Source organism: Pseudarthrobacter sp. TRD_SC_9 (assembly GCF_055361265.1).
Genome location: NZ_CM143956.1, coordinates 3,548,415 through 3,564,576 on the forward strand (window position 1 = coordinate 3,548,415; position 16,162 = coordinate 3,564,576).

The following is a 16,162-nucleotide window of genomic DNA, read 5'->3' on the forward strand; positions in this document are numbered from 1 at the left end:
ATTGAAGGCGGCTACAGCGTCGCGGGATCCGTATTGGCGCCGCAGAGGATAACGACGACGCGTTCCCCTGCAACGGGCATATAGGCACCTGAGTGCAGGGCCGCGAATGCGGCGGCGGCACCGTGCTCCACCGCCAGGCGGTACTCGTTCCAGAGCCGTGAACGCTCAGCCACAATAGCGGCGTCGGGCACCAGGACACTTTCGACGCCGGTGCGGACCGCCACTGCGAAACCGATCTCACCTATGCGGCGGGCACCCAGGGAATCAGCGGCAACGCCGCGGACGCTGACGTCCACCGGCTTTCCCGCGGCGAGCGCCGCGTGGAGGGTTGGCGCGTTTTCAGGTTCCACGGCCACCACTTTGGCCTGTCCTTCAACAGCTGCGGCGATCCCCGCCATCAGCCCTCCGCCGCCGCAGGCCACCAGGACAGTGTCGATGCCGTCCAGCTGTTCAAGCAGCTCTGAACCCACGGTGCCTGCCCCTGCCACGATTTCCGGCTGATCATAGGCGTGACAGTAGACGGCGCCGGTTGCGGCCGCGTGCGTAACGGCCGCCTCATAGGCGATTGCATATTCCGAGCCGCCCTGGACCACCCTGGCGCCGATGTTTTCGAGCTTCCTGACCTTGACTGCCGGGGCCGATTCGGGGACGAAGACCGTGGCCGGAACCCCCAGCCGGACGGCAGCGTAGGCATTGGCGAGGCCGGCGTTCCCGCCTGAGGCCACCACTACCCCCGCCTCAGCGTTCAGCTCACCGCGTTCCTTGCTGGCGAGGATTCTGTTGAGAGCGCCACGCGCCTTGAACGTACCGGTGTGCTGCAGAAACTCGCATTTGAACCAGACCGGCCCCGGGTAGCTGCCGCCGTCCGCTTCCAGCAGAGGCGTGCGCCGGGTCAGCCCGGCGATTCTGGCGGCGGCCTGACCCACATCGGCTCGGGTGATCATGGTTTAAGCCTAGCCGTCCCGCGTTCACTCGTGCCCGTCGTCAGGGAAGCAGTCCAGGACCAGGGCAACAGACTCGCCCTTCTGCAGGTGCAACTCCTGAGTATGGCGGCCGTAACGTATCAGGACGTGGCGGTCCACGGCTGACCTGAAGCTGGCCGCAGTCAGGACACCGGCTTTCCATTCCAGGTCCACCTCCACTCCCGGCCGTGCCCGCAGTCCGGCCGCCGCGCCGTCGGGAAGTTCCTCCGGCAACGCCGGCAGCAGCTCGATTTCCGGTGCCCCTCCACAGGTGCGGTGGCTCTGCAGGAGACACTCGGCCAGGCCGGCCACAAAGCCGAGGTTGCCGTCGATCTGGAAGGGCGGGTGGGCGCTGAAAAGATTCGGGTACAGACCTCCGCTGTGACCGCCCCGAGGTGTGGCCATGTCCCGAAAAAACAGCCTGAGGAGGTCCCCCACCCTGTGCGGCTGGCGGAGCCGGGCACGGAGCAGGATCTTCCAGGCCAATGACCAGCCGGTGGACTCGTCCCCGCGGCCGTCGAGGCTGCGGTTCACAGCAGCTTCGAGGACAGGATCGAGCGGCGTATCTCCCGGGTAAACGAGGTAGAGGTGACTTAGGTGCCGGTGGGTCGGTTCCCACTCGGGCGGGTCCGCGAGCCATTCCCTCAGCTTCCCGTCCCGTCCGGCGGCGGGCTCGGGGATCAGCGGCCGGGCAGCCCGGGCCTTAGCCACTACAAGGTCGTCTTCCTTTCCCAGCTCGGCTGCCAGGGAAAATAGCATGTCCAGCGCGTCCCGGATCAGTGCCAGGTCAAGGGTGGACGATTCCCCGGCTGCCGCTGCCTGCTCCCCGGCCAGGAAGTTGTTTTCCGGAGAGGTGGAGGGGCTGGTTCCCAGAGAGCCATCGGGAAATTCGACCAGCAGGTCCAGGGCGAACTCAGAGGCACCCTTAATGGCCGGCCAGGCCGTGTCCCGGGCGAAAGCGTCGCGGCTTACCGGATCGGCAGCAAACTGCAAGTGTTCCCAGAGGTGGCGGACCAGCCAGAGCCCGGCCATGGGCCAGAAGGACCATTCCGGTGAATGCTCGCCGTGGCCTGTTGGTTTGCTGTACGCCCAGATGTCCGAGTTGTGGTGGGCGGTCCAGCCGCGGGCACCGTAGTACTCCCGGGCAGTGGCGGCCCCTGTTTCCTGCAACGCATCGATCAAAGCAAACAGCGGCCCGGTGCATTCCGCCAGGCCGGTGGGCTCGGCGCCCCAGTAGTTCATCTCCAGGTTGATGTTGGTGGTGAAGTTTGAACTCCAGGGCGCAGGAAGCTCATCGCTCCAAATGCCCTGCAGGTTGGCGGGGGTTCCGCGCCAGCCGCTGCCTTTCCCGGCCTCCGGAGCAGGCGTCCGGGAGCTGGAAATGAGGAGGTACCGCCCGTAATTGAACAGCAACGCCGCCAGTCCGGGGTCGGCGGCCAGCGGCCCGTCCGGGTGGGCGTTGGCGGACAGGAGCCGCCCGGCTGTGCTGGTGCCCGTCCAGGCGGGGACGTCCAGGCTGATACCGGAGCTGCTGTAGAGCCGCGCATGGCTTTCCTTGTGGCGGGCCAGCAGAGCGGTTGCACCGATTGTCGCGGCCGCCCCCAGACGCGCGCCGGCACGGCCAGCAGCGCACCGGGAAGTTCCCTCAGGGGGAAGGCCAATTCCACGGAACGTTGTTTCGGTGGTGACGTAGATTGTGGCACGGCGCACTCCCGCGGCGGCCAGGCCGCCGTCGTCAAATCCCCCGCCCGCGTCAGCGACGGGCGTCCCGTTGTGTTCCCAAGCGACGGCGACGGCGCCCTGGAGACTTTGGGAATCGTCGTCGGAATACAGCACGCCGCCGCCGTCATGGGACGGTACGACGTCGGCCGGCATCTTCAGTTCCAGGGCCGCCAGGGTGGAGGTGCTGGTGCGGTTGAGGATCCGCAGTTGCGAATCCAGCCGGACACTGAGATCCAGGCCTTCCGGCACATCGGTATCCACAGTAATGACCAGCACGGAGGGATCATGGCTGGCAAAAGCTTCAATCAGGACTTCATGCCCGTCTACGTCATAGGCCGTGGTGTGGACGGCTGTGGACAGGTCGAGGGAGCGATTATGCCGCCGGGCTTTAACATCAGACGTTATGTGGCCTGCAGTGGTATGCCCCGGGCTCTGCGCCGGAGATACCGCGAGGAAGAGGTCGGCAAACGGCAGGTATGACTGCGAGTGCCGGTGCTGGAGTTTTCGGAGCACTTGGTGGGCCTCCGCGTGGCGTCCCTCGCTAATCAGGCGGCGGCTGGTCCCCAGGACGGCATCGGCCTGCGTCCGCGTGAAGTGAGGCTCCAGAGCTTGGCTCTGCGGCGATCCTGACCAGGCCGAACTGTCATTGAGCTGAAACCTGTGCTCCAGTCCCCACGGGTGATTGCCGTCCGGTGCCGACGGCAACTCCTGCCCACCGAAGACCATGGCGCCCAGCCTGCCATTCCCCAAAGGCAAGGCTTCAAGCCAGCCTTCAGCCGGGGCCTGATAGACGAGAGTATGTTCTTGTTGCACCACTACATCCTAGTCAGACATCTGATGATTTGTCTGGGCGCAGTAGCGCCCGCCTGGGGCCAGCGGTACTGCACCGATCCAATCCAAGGACATCCGTGGCCCCGTGGACGGTAGCATTAGTAGACAAGCGTCAGCGGAAGCGGCCGCCGCTGCTGCTGCCGGCGCTCGTTGGGAATCTCTGAAAGGGGTGCCGTGCGCGCCACCGTCAAGGACGTCGCGCGCCGTGCAGGCGTCTCGCCCAAGACCGTCTCGAACGTAATGAACGGGGTAATCCCCGTCAACGAATCCACCAGGTTCAGGGTGGAGCAAGCCATTCTCGAGCTGGACTACGTGCCCAACCTTTCGGCCCGCGGCCTGCGCAACGGCAGATCCGGGGTGATCGCACTGGCGTTGCCGGATCTTGCTACGCCCTACTCAGCTGAAATTGCCCACAATGTGGTGGAGGCTGCCCATGAACAGGGATGGAGTGTCCAGATTGAGGAAACCGGCTCAGATCCCCGGCGCGAACAGGATCTTTTGTCCAAGGCGCGGGCCCGTCTCATCGACGGTCTCATCCTCAATCCCGTAGTCCTGAATCAGAGTTCAGTCAGAGTCGGCGTCACCCTGCCTCCCGTGGTCATGCTGGGAGAAGTGCCCCAAACGCTGGCTGACCGGGTCTGGGTGGATAGCGTTGCCGCCGCCCGGGACATGACATTGACACTTGCCAGGAGCGGGCGGCGCCGCATCGCGGTGCTTGGGGCGGACACGGGCCGCGGTTCCGCTGTAGCCATCCTCCGCACCCGTGGGTATCACGAGGCCTTGAGTGAGCTGGGCATCGGCCGTGACGATTCCTTGCTGATCCGCTGCACAACATGGACCCCACAAACCGGCGCCGAAGCGCTGACCTCATTTTTGGAGTCAAATCCCCTTCCCGAGGCCTTGTTCTGTTTCACGGATTCGATGGCCATTGGTGCCCTCAGCGTCCTGTGGAAGAAGGGAATCAGGGTCCCGGAAGATATTGCCGTAGCCGGCTTTGACGATATCGCGGACGCACAGTACGCCGTGCCCGCACTGACCACGGTCTCCTTCGACAAACGCCGGATAGCTGATGAGTCATTGCGGCTGCTCACAGAGCGGATGGCGGACCGCACCAGCTGCCAACGAGTGGCAACGGTTGCCCACACGATCGTGGAACGGGACAGCTCCCGTGCCTAAGTGAGATCGAAGCATCAGATTGTTCGCGCTAACAATTTCTCTTGTGGGCGCTATTACATCGATGTAATGTGAGGCGTGCGTCACATCGCCTTCTCGCTTCACGAAGAGAGTCCATTAGGAGGTGTGCCGAGGCTACTTTTTTCAGCGGACCCATCCAAAGGAGTGACTGGTGAAGCAGTTCGATATTTCGGCCGGGAAACAAGTCAGCAGGCGTCAACTGCTCACAGGATCAGCGGCATTGGGCAGTTTGCTCCTGGCATCCGGCCTGACTGGTTGCGGCGGACCCGCCAACGCGGCCGTGCAGGACATCGCGTTCTGGCATCTCCTGTCCGGCGGGGACGGCATCAAAATGCAGGCCATGATCGACAGGGCCAACCAAAGCAACCCCGGCCTTGCAGTTCACCCCACAGTCCTGGCGTGGGGTCCGCCGTACTACACGAAGCTGGCCATGGCTTCAGCCGGAGGCCGCCCGCCGCAGATCGCTATTATGCACGCCAGCCGGGTTCCCGGCTATGCCCCGGGCGGGCTCATCGATCCCTGGGACATGTCCCTGCTGGCTGAGCATGGCGTCACCGCAGGCAGCTTTGCCCCCAGGATCTGGAAAAAGAGCCAGCACAATGGCCAGGTGTTTTCCATCGCCCTGGATTCCCACCCTTTTGTCATGTTCTACAACACAGACGTTGCCGGGAAAGCCGGAGTCCTCGCAGCCAACGGCCAGCTTCAGGCTCCGACCTCCCCCCAGGAGTTTCTGCAGGTGGCCCGCGAGATGCAGAAGGTCACACAGTCTCATGGCCTGTCTTTCGGATACCTGGGCAGCGGGTCCCAGATGTGGCGTCTCTTCTACACTCTCTACAAGCAGCACGGCGTCGACATGGTCCTGACCCCCGGGCAACCGATGCAGGTTGACCGGGATGCAGCCATCGAATCCCTGGACTTTATGGCGTCGCTGTTTGACGACACTGTAGCCGCCAAGAGCGGTGACATCAGTACGGGCATCGCCGAATTTGCCCGCGGTGGCTCAGGGATGCTGTTCAGCGGGGTCTGGGAACTGCCCACCCTGCAGAAGGCCGGATTGCCTTTCGATGCCTCCACCATCCCCACGCTCTATGGAACGCCGGCTGCCTACGCCGATTCGCACTCCTTCGTCCTGCCGCGGCAACTGGAGGTCGACGACGACAAGCGGCGCGCCGTGTACAAGTTCGTCAGCGACATCCTCAAAGGCTCCTTGTCCTGGGCCGAGGCCGGCCATATTCCGGCCTACCAGCCGGTTGTCCAGTCTCCGGAGTACAAAGGACTCACACCCCAGATTCACTACGCGAACGCAGCGGACATCATTGCCTACGATCCGGATTCCTGGTTCAGCGGTTCCGGCTCCGACTGGCAGACCTTCTTTGCGGAGAACGTACAGAACGTACTCTTGGGCCGCGACAAGGCCTCCGTCGGCTGGGACGCCTTTGCGGAGCGGACCAACACCCTTCTTTCCAGACCCAACCCGGTCTGATGACACCGAGTGACAGTGAGTGACAAAGGAGTCCTTGATGAGTTCCACAGCAACCATTAACCAACCCGCCGGACCCACAGCTACGCCCCCTCCGGCCTCGCCCGCTTCGCACCGCCGAAGAAGCAACGACATTAACGGCTGGGCCTTCTCCGCGCCCTTCCTGGCGTTCTTCCTGGTGTTCCTGGTCTGGCCCCTAATTTACGGCCTCTTCATGAGCCTGACCGGCAAGTCCCTCACCGGAGCCAACGACGACCTGATTGGCCTGGCCAACTACGCCGAGGCCCTCGCTGACGCCGGTATGTGGCGTTCGTTGGGCAACACTCTCTACTTCACTGTCATCAGTACCGTTCCGCTGGTGCTGGTTGCCCTGGTCATGGCAGCCCTGCTCAACGTCGGGTTGCCTGCACAATGGCTGTGGCGGCTGTCCTACTTCGCTCCGTACCTGCTGGCCTCCACTGTGGTCTCGCTCTTCTTCACCTGGATGTATAACCCGCAACTGGGCCTTATCAACGACTCCCTGTCGAAAATTGGCCTGCCGAAAATAGGCTGGCTCAACGACCCCAACGTAGCCATGTGGTCTATCGTGATCGCCACTGTGTGGTGGACCGTAGGGTTCAACTTCCTGCTGTACCTGGCCGCCATGCAGAACATTCCCCAGCAGCACTACGAAGCGGCCTCCCTGGACGGAGCGGGAGCCTGGCGTCAGTTCTTCTCCATCACCTTGCCCCAGCTTGCACCGATCACGGTGATGATCGTCCTCCTGCAGGTCCTGGCATCGTTGAAAATTTTCGATCAGGTCTACCAGATGACGGCCGGTGGTCCCAGCGGTTCCACCAGACCGGTGGTCCAATACATTTTTGAAACAGGTTTCACCGGATACCGGCTGGGCTACTCCGCAGCCATCTCATACATCTTCTTCGGACTGATCGTGATCGTTTCGGTCCTTCAATTCGTCATCGCACGACGCAGGAGTGCATAACCATGGCAACAGAGGAACTCACACGCCCGGCCCCCCGCCGGACCGCTACTCCCACAGCACCAAAGCCCCGTCAAAGGATCAGCGCGGGCAAGGCAGCGGTTACGGCAGTCGCAGCCCTGCTGGCCGTCCTTTGGATGGTTCCCTTCGCCTGGGCAACCGTCACGGCATTCAAGAGCGAAACGGACGCTGCTGCGCCGAAAATCAGCTGGATTCCGCCGTCAGGCTTCACGGCTGAGGCCTTCGTCAAGGTGTTCCAGGATGGCAACATTCCATTGTGGACGTGGAATTCGCTCTATACCTCAGCGGCCATCACGATCATCACCCTGATCATTTCGGCCCTGGTGGCTTACGCGTTGTCACGGATCGACTTCCGCGGGAAAAAGGTGCTGATGACGGTGATCGTTGCCTCCATCATCATTCCGCCGCCTGTGCTGATGATTCCGCTGTTCTACCAGATGGTGTCCTTCCGTATGATCGACACCGCCTGGGCGGTCATCCTGCCCCAGGTGATCCACCCGGCCATGGTGTTCGTGCTCAAGAAGTTCTTTGACCAGATTCCGCGTGAGCTGGAAGAAGCTGCGGTGATGGACGGCGCCAGCAGGATGCGAATTTTCACCCAGATCATCCTGCCGCTCTCCCGCCCCATCCTTGCCGCCGTCGCAATTTTTGTGTTCATCAGCGCCTGGAACAACTTCCTGTGGCCCTTCATCGCCACCAACGATGCGTCCATCCTGACACTCCCGGTGGGACTGCAGACCATCAAGAGCGCCTACGGCATTCAATACGCACAAAACATGGCATCCGCGTTGCTGGCGGCCTTGCCACTCATCCTCGTGTTCCTGTTCTTCCAGCGCCAGATCATCAAGGGTGTTGCGACGACCGGGCTGGCGGGCACCTAACCCTGCACTTCGGCCGCCACAAAACAATGTGCTGATCAAAAAGGAGACTCTCTCACATGGCACGCGCAACAATCACCCTGGACCGTGACTTCACTATCGGAGAAGTCCCCCACCGTCTTTTTGGCTCTTTCGTTGAACATATGGGCCGCTGCGTCTACACCGGCATTTACGAACCCGGGCACCCCGAGGCCGACAGCAACGGATTCCGCCAGGACGTTCTCAAACTGGTGAAGGAACTGGGGGCCACCGTCATCCGATACCCCGGCGGAAACTTTGTGTCCGGATATAACTGGGAAGACGGTGTTGGTCCCCGGGAAAAGCGTCCTCGACGGCTGGACGGTGCTTGGCACACGCTGGAAACCAATGCCTTCGGCCTGCACGAATTTGTGGACTGGTCACAGCAGGCGGGCACCGAGATCATGGAAGCGATCAACCTGGGCACCCGGGGCGTGGACGCCGCTCGCGAGATCGTGGAATACGCCAACCATCCGGGCGGAACATACCTTTCTGACCTGCGTGCCGAAAACGGACACAAAGACCCCTTCAACATCAAGCTCTGGTGCCTTGGCAACGAAATGGATGGGCCCTGGCAGATCGGCCACAAGACTGCGGACGAGTACGGCAGGCTTGCGCAGGAGGCTGCGAAAGCAATGCGATTGGTCGATCCCACTATCGAGCTCGTGGCTTGTGGCAGCTCCAACTCCGGGATGCCAACGTTCGGAGCCTGGGAGCAGACCGTGCTGACCCACACCTACGAGGAAGTGGACTATGTTTCGCTGCATGCCTACTACCAGGAGCATGACGGCGACGTTGCCAGCTTCCTTGCCAGCGCAGTAGACACCGATTACTTCATTGAGTCGGTAGTAGCGACCGCCGACGCAGTCCGCGCTAAGGGGAAGCACAAGAAACGCATCAACCTGTCCTTCGACGAATGGAACGTCTGGTACCAGCGCGGCCGCGATTCGGAGGACCAGCTTAGCCAGATCAGCAAAGGCGGCTGGCGCGAACACCCCCGGGTCATCGAAGACAAATACAACGTGACGGACGCCGTCGTCGTGGGTACCTTGCTGAACTCCCTGCTCCGTCACGGCGATCGGGTCAAGATCGCCAACCAGGCACAGTTGGTGAATGTCATTGCGCCGATATTCTCCGAAGAAAACGGACCGGCCTGGCGCCAGACCATTTTCCACCCCTTTGCGCGCATGGCTGAACTCGCCAAGGGCCAGATTCTGCGCTTGTCCGTTGACTCAGACAAGTACGAGAATGCCCGGTTCGGAAGCACGGACCTGGTGGACGTCAGCGCGACCTGGAATGAAGAAACGGGCCGTCTGGCGCTGTTTTTCGCGAATCGGGGCCTGGAGGAAGCGGCCGACGTTGAGGTTGCGCTGCGTGGCTTCGATGCCCGGCGGGTGCTCCGTGCAGAGGTGCTGGAAATTCCCGAAGACGGCGATCGCTTGACGGCGAACACCCAGGAGAGCCCGGACCGCGTCGGACTGCGACCGCTGCACGGCGCGAAGGCAAGCGGCTCCGAACTCCGGGTTACGTTGCCAGCGCTTTCCTGGGCCGTGATTGAACTGGAAGTGGCCAAGAACTAATCACTCGCCAACAGAGGTCCCGGTCAGAAGTGCTTGGCCGGGGCCTCTGCCGTCTTCAACGCCCTTTGGTCCGCAGCATCATCAACCGGCCTATCCCGCCCAGTGCCGAGTCCCGCACTTTGGCCCCGCGGTCCATCATGGCGAGGCGGCCCATCAGGCGAGAGGACCGCACGAGTCGCTGTGTGGGCCTCCGGCGCGCCCTGTCATAGGCGGCGAGGCCGTCGTCGAGGGTGGAAGCTTGGGCCAGGGACCGGCCCAGCACCACGCCGTCAACGATGGCCTCACAGGCACCGCGGCCCAGAAAGGGGCCCATGGCGTGCGCGGCATCGCCCAGCAGTGCCGTCCGGCCACTCACGAACGATGGCAGCCTTGGCGTTTCGAAGAGTTCATGGTGCAGAACAGCGCCCTCTTTGATCCTGTCCAGCACCTCCCGGACGGGCCCCTGCCAGGATCCGAAGTGTTCTTCCAGATGCGGCAGGTGCGGAGCTGGGAATACCTGGCCTGAGGTGATGCAGGCGTACCAGTTGGTGGCTTCAGGGCCCGCAGGCGTGATGCCGAACAGGGCACCGGGGGCCCAGGTCTCACCGTGCTCCGGCACAGCGCCCTTGACTGTTCCGCGCCAGGCCACTGCTCCCAGCGAACGGGCACTGCACTGCTCACCGAAGTGCTCTTGGCGGCTGCGACTAAAAATGCCGTCCGCCCCCACCACCAGGTCTGCGCCGGCGAACTGGCCAAGCCCGTCAACGCGGGTACTAAAGCTGATATCCACGCCGTCAGCGAGAGCTGCAAGCAGCACCGGCCGTGACACCAGGTTCATCTCCATACCGCCGGGAGTGGCTACGAGCTTCCGGCCGGCCGGCGTCCACAGCCCCGATCCGGCACCCGAAGCCATACGGACCCAGCCCTCGGCCCGCCGGGCGGACTCATCAATCCCGATCCCGTCCAGCGCCTTGATCGCCGCCGGCCACATCCCCAGCATGGTTCCGGTGGTGGGCAGTGCGGCGCTCTGCTCCAGTACCCTCACTGACCAGCCGCGCAGCTTCAAGGCCCGCGCCGCACTCAGGCCGCCGATTCCCGCGCCGATGACGATCGCTTCGTTTGTCACAGGCCTACCCTATGACCTCCAGTGAATTCGACCCACCTAGTGGCAGTGGCAGGCGGCCGAACTCTTGGTGACGTTCAGCGCGGCCGCGACCTCCCGGATGGACAGGCCGCTATTAGTCCTTAGGTCGAAGCTGGCCTATAGATTTCGACGAGCGTAAGTCCGCCTATCAGGAGTAGCGCCATGCCCACCATGCCGGACCCAATCACCGTGAATTCTCGTGCGCGTGTTCCTGCAGGCAGGAGGACGCTTGAGAAATAACAAAGGCAAAGGAGCCCTGCTCCGGCAATCACCATACTGGCGGAGACCGGTCTAACCGGATAACTGTCTGTCCAGAAAAACGGCACAACCGAAGCCACGACTGTAAGTACAGCCATGACCAAAGCTGCTATCGCCAGGGCTTGACGTTTTCGGATTCCACCAGCGGTAGGCAATTCTTAGACTCCCATCAGTTCCTAAAACCCACCAGTCTCGGCCACTCAGGTGTCCGTACTGCGCTAAGGATTGCTTCTACAACCTCCGCAAGGCCTACGGTGGCGTCAATCTTGGTTGCATCACCTGGTATACCTTCTCCTGTCCGATGCAGGTGTTCGATCATTTCCCGTTCCTGAGCTTGTCCTCCCCACTCGTCTGGTGTCCGCTCGCTGAGCGTTGAGCTCAGAGATCTGCTGCACCTGCCCTGATGACGTCGAACGTTCCTCCCCACTTGCCCCTCCTGCAACACGGAAAAGCGCGGCGTGTTCTGGCAGCACGCCGCGCTTTTCTTTTAGCAAGTGGGAAGGAAGGGCGGACTATTTCGGGTCTGCGACGACTCCGTTACCGGTGACCACCGGTTCAACGACTGTCGGCGTTGATTTGCCGAAGCCCTTGAGCATCTCGATCACATCGAATCCGGTGGTGTCCTTAAGCAGCTGGGCGGTTTCCTGCACGCCTGAGGAAACGTTCTTGCTCATCTGGGCGGCACCGTCGTTGGAGATGACCGTCATGTTGCTGATGGCACTCATGGGAGCGGCGATTTCCTTGGCGATGGACGGCAGAACCTCCAGCAGCTTGTTAAGGATTGCTGCCTCATTGAACTCGCTGTACGCCTTGGCCTGGGCTTCGATGGCTTCCGCTTCGGCCCTGCCGCGGAGGCCAACAACATCGGCTTCCGCTATACCCTGAGTCTTGGTGACCTCAGCCTCCGCAAGGCCACGGATCTTGTTGATTTCGGTCTCGGCGTTGCCCTTGGCGGTGTTGGCTGCTGCCAGGGCCTTCGCCTCAACCTCGTTGCCCGCGGCCCTGAGCTTACGGGTTTCGAGTTCTGCGGCAGCTTCGACCTTCGTGGCTTCCGAGATGCGGGTACGCCGTGCCAGGTCAGCGGCGGCTTCGGTCTCAACCTTGTACTTGGCGGCATCGGCCGGTTTACGGACCTCAATGTCGAGCTCCTTCTCGCGAAGCTCGGCCTGGCGTGCCACCACCTGCTGGTTCTTGAGGATAATCGCTTCCTGCTGCTCGGCCTGGGCAAGTGGCCCGGCGGCGTCGGCCTCGGCCTGGCGCGCGTCTGTTTCCTGCTTCAGTTCCGCGCGACGGAGGGCCAGCTTCTGCTCGGCTTCTGCAGTCTTCTGATCGGCCAGTGCCTTGGCTTCGGCCGCCTCACGCTGGGAGTTGGCTTCAGCAATGCTGGCGTTCCGGGCCACCAACGCAGCCTCGGGACGTCCAAGGTTCTTCAGGTAGCCACCGGTGTCGTCAACAGATTTAATCTGGAAGGTATCAATCACCAGGCCCTGGTTGGTCATCGAGTGCTCGGCTTCTTCCTTGACGGAGGCAGCGAACTGGGCGCGGTCCTTAATGATCGCGTCTACGCTCAGCATGCCCACGATGGAACGGAGCGAACCGGACAGGGTCTCTTGGGTGTAATGGTCAATGGCGTCCTGCTGGTCCAGGAACCGCTGGGCCGCCTTGCGAACGGAGATCTTGTCACCTCCTACCTTTACCTGGGCCACACCGGTCAGCTTGAGCTGGATGCCGTTGTTGGAGATGGCTTCGATGGTGACTTCCACCTGGCGCGAGGACAGCGAAATGTGGCTGACGCGCTCGGTGATGGGATTGACGAACGCCCGGTTATTAATGATGACGCGGGACTGGTCATCGGACGTTTCATCCGTGGTGTTCGGATCGCTCTTGCCTGTGATGAGCATGGCTTCATTGGGCTTGGCGAACCGAATACTCGATGTGTAGAAAATAAATCCCGCAATAATTAGGACGGCAAGTGCGCCGCCGCCGATCAACAAAGCTAACAAATGATCCCCCTGAGATGTGTGTTTTGTCGCACCGTTCACGGCGGCGCTCCCCTAAACCTTACTTGCCGGTGAGCAAGTTCATCCTTTGTCCTGTGGATACAGCGCGCAGCCTCTAAAACACAAAGTTCCAGGTCCCAGCCACGACGGCGGCACTCACCGCAGCAGCGGCGATTACCATGCCGCCCAGGATCACCCAGAGATCCAGGCGGGAGTAGGTGGACTCCCGCGCCCAGGTCCGCTCCGAGGTGCCGAACCCGCGGGCTTCCATGGTGACGGCCAGCCGGGTGGCACGGCGCAGCGCCTGCACCAGCAGGCCGAAACTCTGCCCCAAGGTAGCCCGGATCCGCTGGAGCGGACTGCCGTGCGAGCCCACTCCCCTGGCGCGCCGGGCCATGCCGATGGTCTGCCATTCCTCCGCCATCAGCCCTACCAGCCGCATCGCCGCCAACGTGCCCAGCACAAAGCGGTGCGGCAGCCTGGCTTTCTGGGCGAGGGCGTCGGCAAGGTCTGTTGGGTCGGTGCAGCTCATCAGGATGACGGCCGGCAGCGCGATAGCCAGGCCGCGCAGCAAGAACCCGAACCCCAACTCCAGTGAGCCTTCGCTGATGGACCAGATCCCGACGTCGAGCAGTACCCTCCCGGCATCAGCGGCGATGATCGAGGTGCTCCAGCCGCCCACCGCAGCGGCAATAATCAAGGGCCAGCCGCGGCGCCACAGCAGGCCAAGCGTCAGCCCGGCCAGCGGCAGCACCGCAAGTTCCGCCAGCAGCGCCACCGAGGCGGAGACCCAGTCGACGGATAGCGCCAGCACCATCGAAATGAGTACGACGGCGGCAAACTTGGCCAGCGGATTGCTCCGGGTCAGCAGCGCTTTTTCGGACTGTTGACTGCTTCGGATCGTCAGTTCCTGCCTCATGTCAGCCCCAACTCCGTTCCGCCCAGGGCGTGGCTGAATTCGGCGTCATGCGTTACGGACACCACGGCCGTGCCGGCGTCGAGAAGTTCGGAGAGCAGGGACGCGAGCTCCGTCCAGGTATTGGCGTCCTGGCCGAACGTGGGTTCATCCAGGATCAGCACCTGCGGGTGCGCGGCCAAAACGGTGGCCACGGACAGCCGCCGTTTCTCACCGCCGGAGAGCGTGTAAGGGTTGGCGTCCACCAGATGCGTGAGCCGCAGCCGCTCCAGGAGCTCGTCCACGCGTTCGTCGCCATGGCCAAGGTGGCGGGGGCCGAAGGTCAGTTCATCCAGCACCCGGCTGGTGACAAACTGGTGCTCCGGTTCCTGGAAGACCGTGCCGATCCGGGCAATCAGTTCCTTGGCCTTCCAGCGGTACGGATCGATCCCGGCACCACGGGAAAGCTCGACGCCGGCCGATACAGTCCCGCCAGCCGGTTCCAACAGCCCGCCAAGAGTCAGCGCCACCGTTGATTTTCCAGACCCGTTGGGGCCGGTGATGGTCAGTGCCTGCCCCGCGCGGACCGTTGCCTGTACCCCTGTCTGGACGGCTGGGGGCGGTACTTTACGTAGCCCCCGGCGGGTGGCCCTTCCGCGGGACACTGCGAGGTTTTCGGCGGCCAGCAGCATGGTCGCGGCAGCGGGCTCAGTCCGCGGGCGCGTCACCGGAACATACCCCGGTACCCAGACTCCCGCCGTCGTCAGCAGTTCGCGCGCCTGCCCCAGCACCTGGTCCGGCGGACCGTCGAACAGCACACCGGAGCCCGAGGAACTCCCAGGTTGCAGCACCACAATCCGGTCCACCACGTCTTTCCAGACGGCGACGCGGTGCTCCACCACCACCAGCGTGGCACCGGTTTTATCCAGGCACCGGGCCACGGCGTCGCGGACTTCCAGCACACCGGCGGGGTCCAGGTTAGCGGTGGGTTCATCCAGCAGGATCAGACCGGGACGCATGGCCAGGATGCCGGCGAGCGCAAGCCGCTGCTTCTGCCCGCCGGACAGGGCCGACGTCGGGTGGTCCAGTTCCAGCCCGCCCCCGGCAGAGCCTGAACCAGAGTCGCGCAGGCCTACGTCCTCCAGGGCTTCGTGGACGCGCCGCCAGATCTCGTCGCGCGGGACGGCCAGGTTCTCGGCGCCGAAGGCGACGTCGTCTGCCAGGCGCGAAAGCACCACCTGGGTTTCCGGGTCCTGCTGCATGAGACCGGCTCGGCCACGCTGGTCCCGGGGTGGGGCGCCGTCGATCAGGAGGGAACCGGATTCGTCGGCATCGTCCTCCTCATCGCCCAGCACCCCGGCGAGGGCGTGAAGCAGGGTGGATTTGCCGGATCCGGACGGGCCCAGCAGGAGCACCCGTTCGCCGGGGCGGATGTCCAGGTCGAGGCCGGCCACGGCCGGTGTGGTCCGTCCGGCGTGCCGCCACCCCCACCCCTGGGCGGTGATGGCGGCGGGGCGGACGCCGTCGTCGGCTGTTGGCATCAGTTGAAGACGGGCTCCGTAGCGGCCTTGCGGGACGCGAAGGAACTCAGCACACCGGTTTTGGCCAAGCCGCGCGTTGCTACCCAGGAGAGCGCGCCGGCGATGACGGCGCCGGAGATGGCGCAGAAGATGATGTACACCAGCTTGTCAGCGCCCGGGTAGAGGATGTTCCAGCCCCAGGGCATGAAGGAGTCGTTCAGGCCGCAGAACAGTCCGGCGGCCGCCCCGGCCAGCAGCGCGGCGGTCAGGTTGTACTTCTGGTGCAGGAAACGGCCTTTGCTCATGCGGCCGTACACCAGGAACAGGAACACCAGCTCGGCGCCCAGGCCCTGCAGCAGGCCGGAAATCAGCACGGTCACACCGTACTGCGAGCCCATAATCAGTTCGCCGGTGGCAGCGACGGTTTCGCAGAAAATCGCCGCGCCCGGTTTGCGGATGATCAGCATTCCCAGCACCGCCGGGATCATCCAGCCGCCGGCGATCAGGCCGGTCAGCGGCGGGTACACCGCGTTCATCGGTGCGGACACCACGCCGGCGCCCTGGGACCATGCCCAGAAAATCACGCCACCGGTCACCGCGATCAGCGCAGCCACCACTATGTCCACTACGCGCCAGCTTTTGCCGGTCTTCTTAGTGCTTACAGTTGTCATTTCTTCCTCCTGAGGTACAGGAGGGGAGAG

At 63.2% G+C, this 16,162-nt stretch carries 12 protein-coding genes; 5 read left to right on the forward strand and 7 right to left on the reverse strand.

Going from position 1 to position 16,162, the window contains the following annotated elements:
- Positions 1-11: 11 nt before the first annotated feature.
- Positions 12-944 carry a threonine/serine dehydratase gene (locus ACWA13_RS16660; protein WP_463935388.1) on the reverse strand — a complete coding sequence of 311 codons (933 nt, stop codon included), beginning with the start codon at positions 942-944 and terminating at the stop codon, positions 12-14.
- A 24-nt stretch (positions 945-968) separates the two neighbouring features.
- On the reverse strand, positions 969-3,497 hold the full coding sequence (locus tag ACWA13_RS16665; RefSeq protein WP_463935390.1) for a glycosyl hydrolase family 95 catalytic domain-containing protein: 2,529 nt from the start codon (positions 3,495-3,497) through the stop codon (positions 969-971).
- A 192-nt stretch (positions 3,498-3,689) separates the two neighbouring features.
- Here ACWA13_RS16665 and ACWA13_RS16670 point away from each other — a divergent pair, with 192 nt between their 5' ends.
- From ACWA13_RS16670 to arfA, 5 genes are all read left to right on the forward strand, one after another.
- A complete protein-coding gene (locus ACWA13_RS16670; protein ID WP_463935392.1) occupies positions 3,690-4,691 on the forward strand; it encodes a LacI family DNA-binding transcriptional regulator in 1,002 nt (333 codons plus the stop codon).
- Positions 4,692-4,860: 169 nt separating this feature from the next.
- Positions 4,861-6,192, forward strand: coding sequence for an extracellular solute-binding protein (locus tag ACWA13_RS16675; RefSeq protein WP_463935394.1), 1,332 nt, complete (start codon positions 4,861-4,863; stop codon positions 6,190-6,192).
- A gap of 37 nt (positions 6,193-6,229) precedes the next feature.
- Positions 6,230-7,171: a carbohydrate ABC transporter permease gene (locus ACWA13_RS16680; protein ID WP_463935396.1), complete on the forward strand. Its 942-nt coding sequence runs from the start codon at positions 6,230-6,232 to the stop codon at positions 7,169-7,171.
- A 2-nt stretch (positions 7,172-7,173) separates the two neighbouring features.
- Entirely contained in the window at positions 7,174-8,070 is an 897-nt protein-coding gene (locus tag ACWA13_RS16685; RefSeq protein WP_463935398.1) for a carbohydrate ABC transporter permease, read from the forward strand.
- Between the two features lie 56 nt (positions 8,071-8,126).
- Positions 8,127-9,665: an arabinosylfuranosidase ArfA gene (gene arfA / locus ACWA13_RS16690; protein ID WP_463935400.1), complete on the forward strand. Its 1,539-nt coding sequence runs from the start codon at positions 8,127-8,129 to the stop codon at positions 9,663-9,665.
- 55 nt (positions 9,666-9,720) lie between these two features.
- Here the strand turns inward: arfA and ACWA13_RS16695 are convergent, their stop codons facing one another.
- From ACWA13_RS16695 to ACWA13_RS16715, 5 genes are all read right to left on the reverse strand, one after another.
- Positions 9,721-10,770: an FAD-dependent monooxygenase gene (locus ACWA13_RS16695; RefSeq protein ID WP_463935402.1), complete on the reverse strand. Its 1,050-nt coding sequence runs from the start codon at positions 10,768-10,770 to the stop codon at positions 9,721-9,723.
- Between the two features lie 788 nt (positions 10,771-11,558).
- Complete coding sequence (locus tag ACWA13_RS16700) at positions 11,559-13,049, reverse strand: flotillin family protein (RefSeq protein ID WP_463935404.1); 1,491 nt, start codon at positions 13,047-13,049, stop codon at positions 11,559-11,561.
- A 112-nt stretch (positions 13,050-13,161) separates the two neighbouring features.
- The gene (locus ACWA13_RS16705; protein WP_463935406.1) at positions 13,162-13,965 is read right to left on the reverse strand and encodes an energy-coupling factor transporter transmembrane component T family protein; all 804 of its coding nucleotides are present in this window, start codon (positions 13,963-13,965) and stop codon (positions 13,162-13,164) included.
- On the reverse strand, positions 13,962-15,482 hold the full coding sequence (locus ACWA13_RS16710) for an ABC transporter ATP-binding protein (protein ID WP_463935408.1): 1,521 nt from the start codon (positions 15,480-15,482) through the stop codon (positions 13,962-13,964). Before ACWA13_RS16710 ends, ACWA13_RS16705 begins: the two co-directional genes overlap by 4 nt.
- Entirely contained in the window at positions 15,482-16,132 is a 651-nt protein-coding gene (locus ACWA13_RS16715; protein ID WP_463935410.1) for an ECF transporter S component, read from the reverse strand. The genes ACWA13_RS16710 and ACWA13_RS16715 overlap by 1 nt, the downstream gene beginning before the upstream one ends.
- Positions 16,133-16,162: the final 30 nt, after the last annotated feature.

What these genes read in the sequence shown, in the direction of transcription:
- ACWA13_RS16660 (WP_463935388.1), bottom strand. Translation starts at nt 944, where the DNA reads ATGATCACCCGAGCCGATGTGGGTCAGGCCGCCGCCAGAATCGCCGGG.
- ACWA13_RS16680 (WP_463935396.1), top strand. Translation starts at nt 6,230, where the DNA reads ATGAGTTCCACAGCAACCATTAACCAACCCGCCGGACCCACAGCTACG.
- ACWA13_RS16685 (WP_463935398.1), top strand. Translation starts at nt 7,174, where the DNA reads ATGGCAACAGAGGAACTCACACGCCCGGCCCCCCGCCGGACCGCTACT.
- arfA (WP_463935400.1), top strand. Translation starts at nt 8,127, where the DNA reads ATGGCACGCGCAACAATCACCCTGGACCGTGACTTCACTATCGGAGAA.
- ACWA13_RS16705 (WP_463935406.1), bottom strand. Translation starts at nt 13,965, where the DNA reads ATGAGGCAGGAACTGACGATCCGAAGCAGTCAACAGTCCGAAAAAGCG.
- ACWA13_RS16710 (WP_463935408.1), bottom strand. Translation starts at nt 15,482, where the DNA reads ATGCCAACAGCCGACGACGGCGTCCGCCCCGCCGCCATCACCGCCCAG.
- ACWA13_RS16715 (WP_463935410.1), bottom strand. Translation starts at nt 16,132, where the DNA reads ATGACAACTGTAAGCACTAAGAAGACCGGCAAAAGCTGGCGCGTAGTG.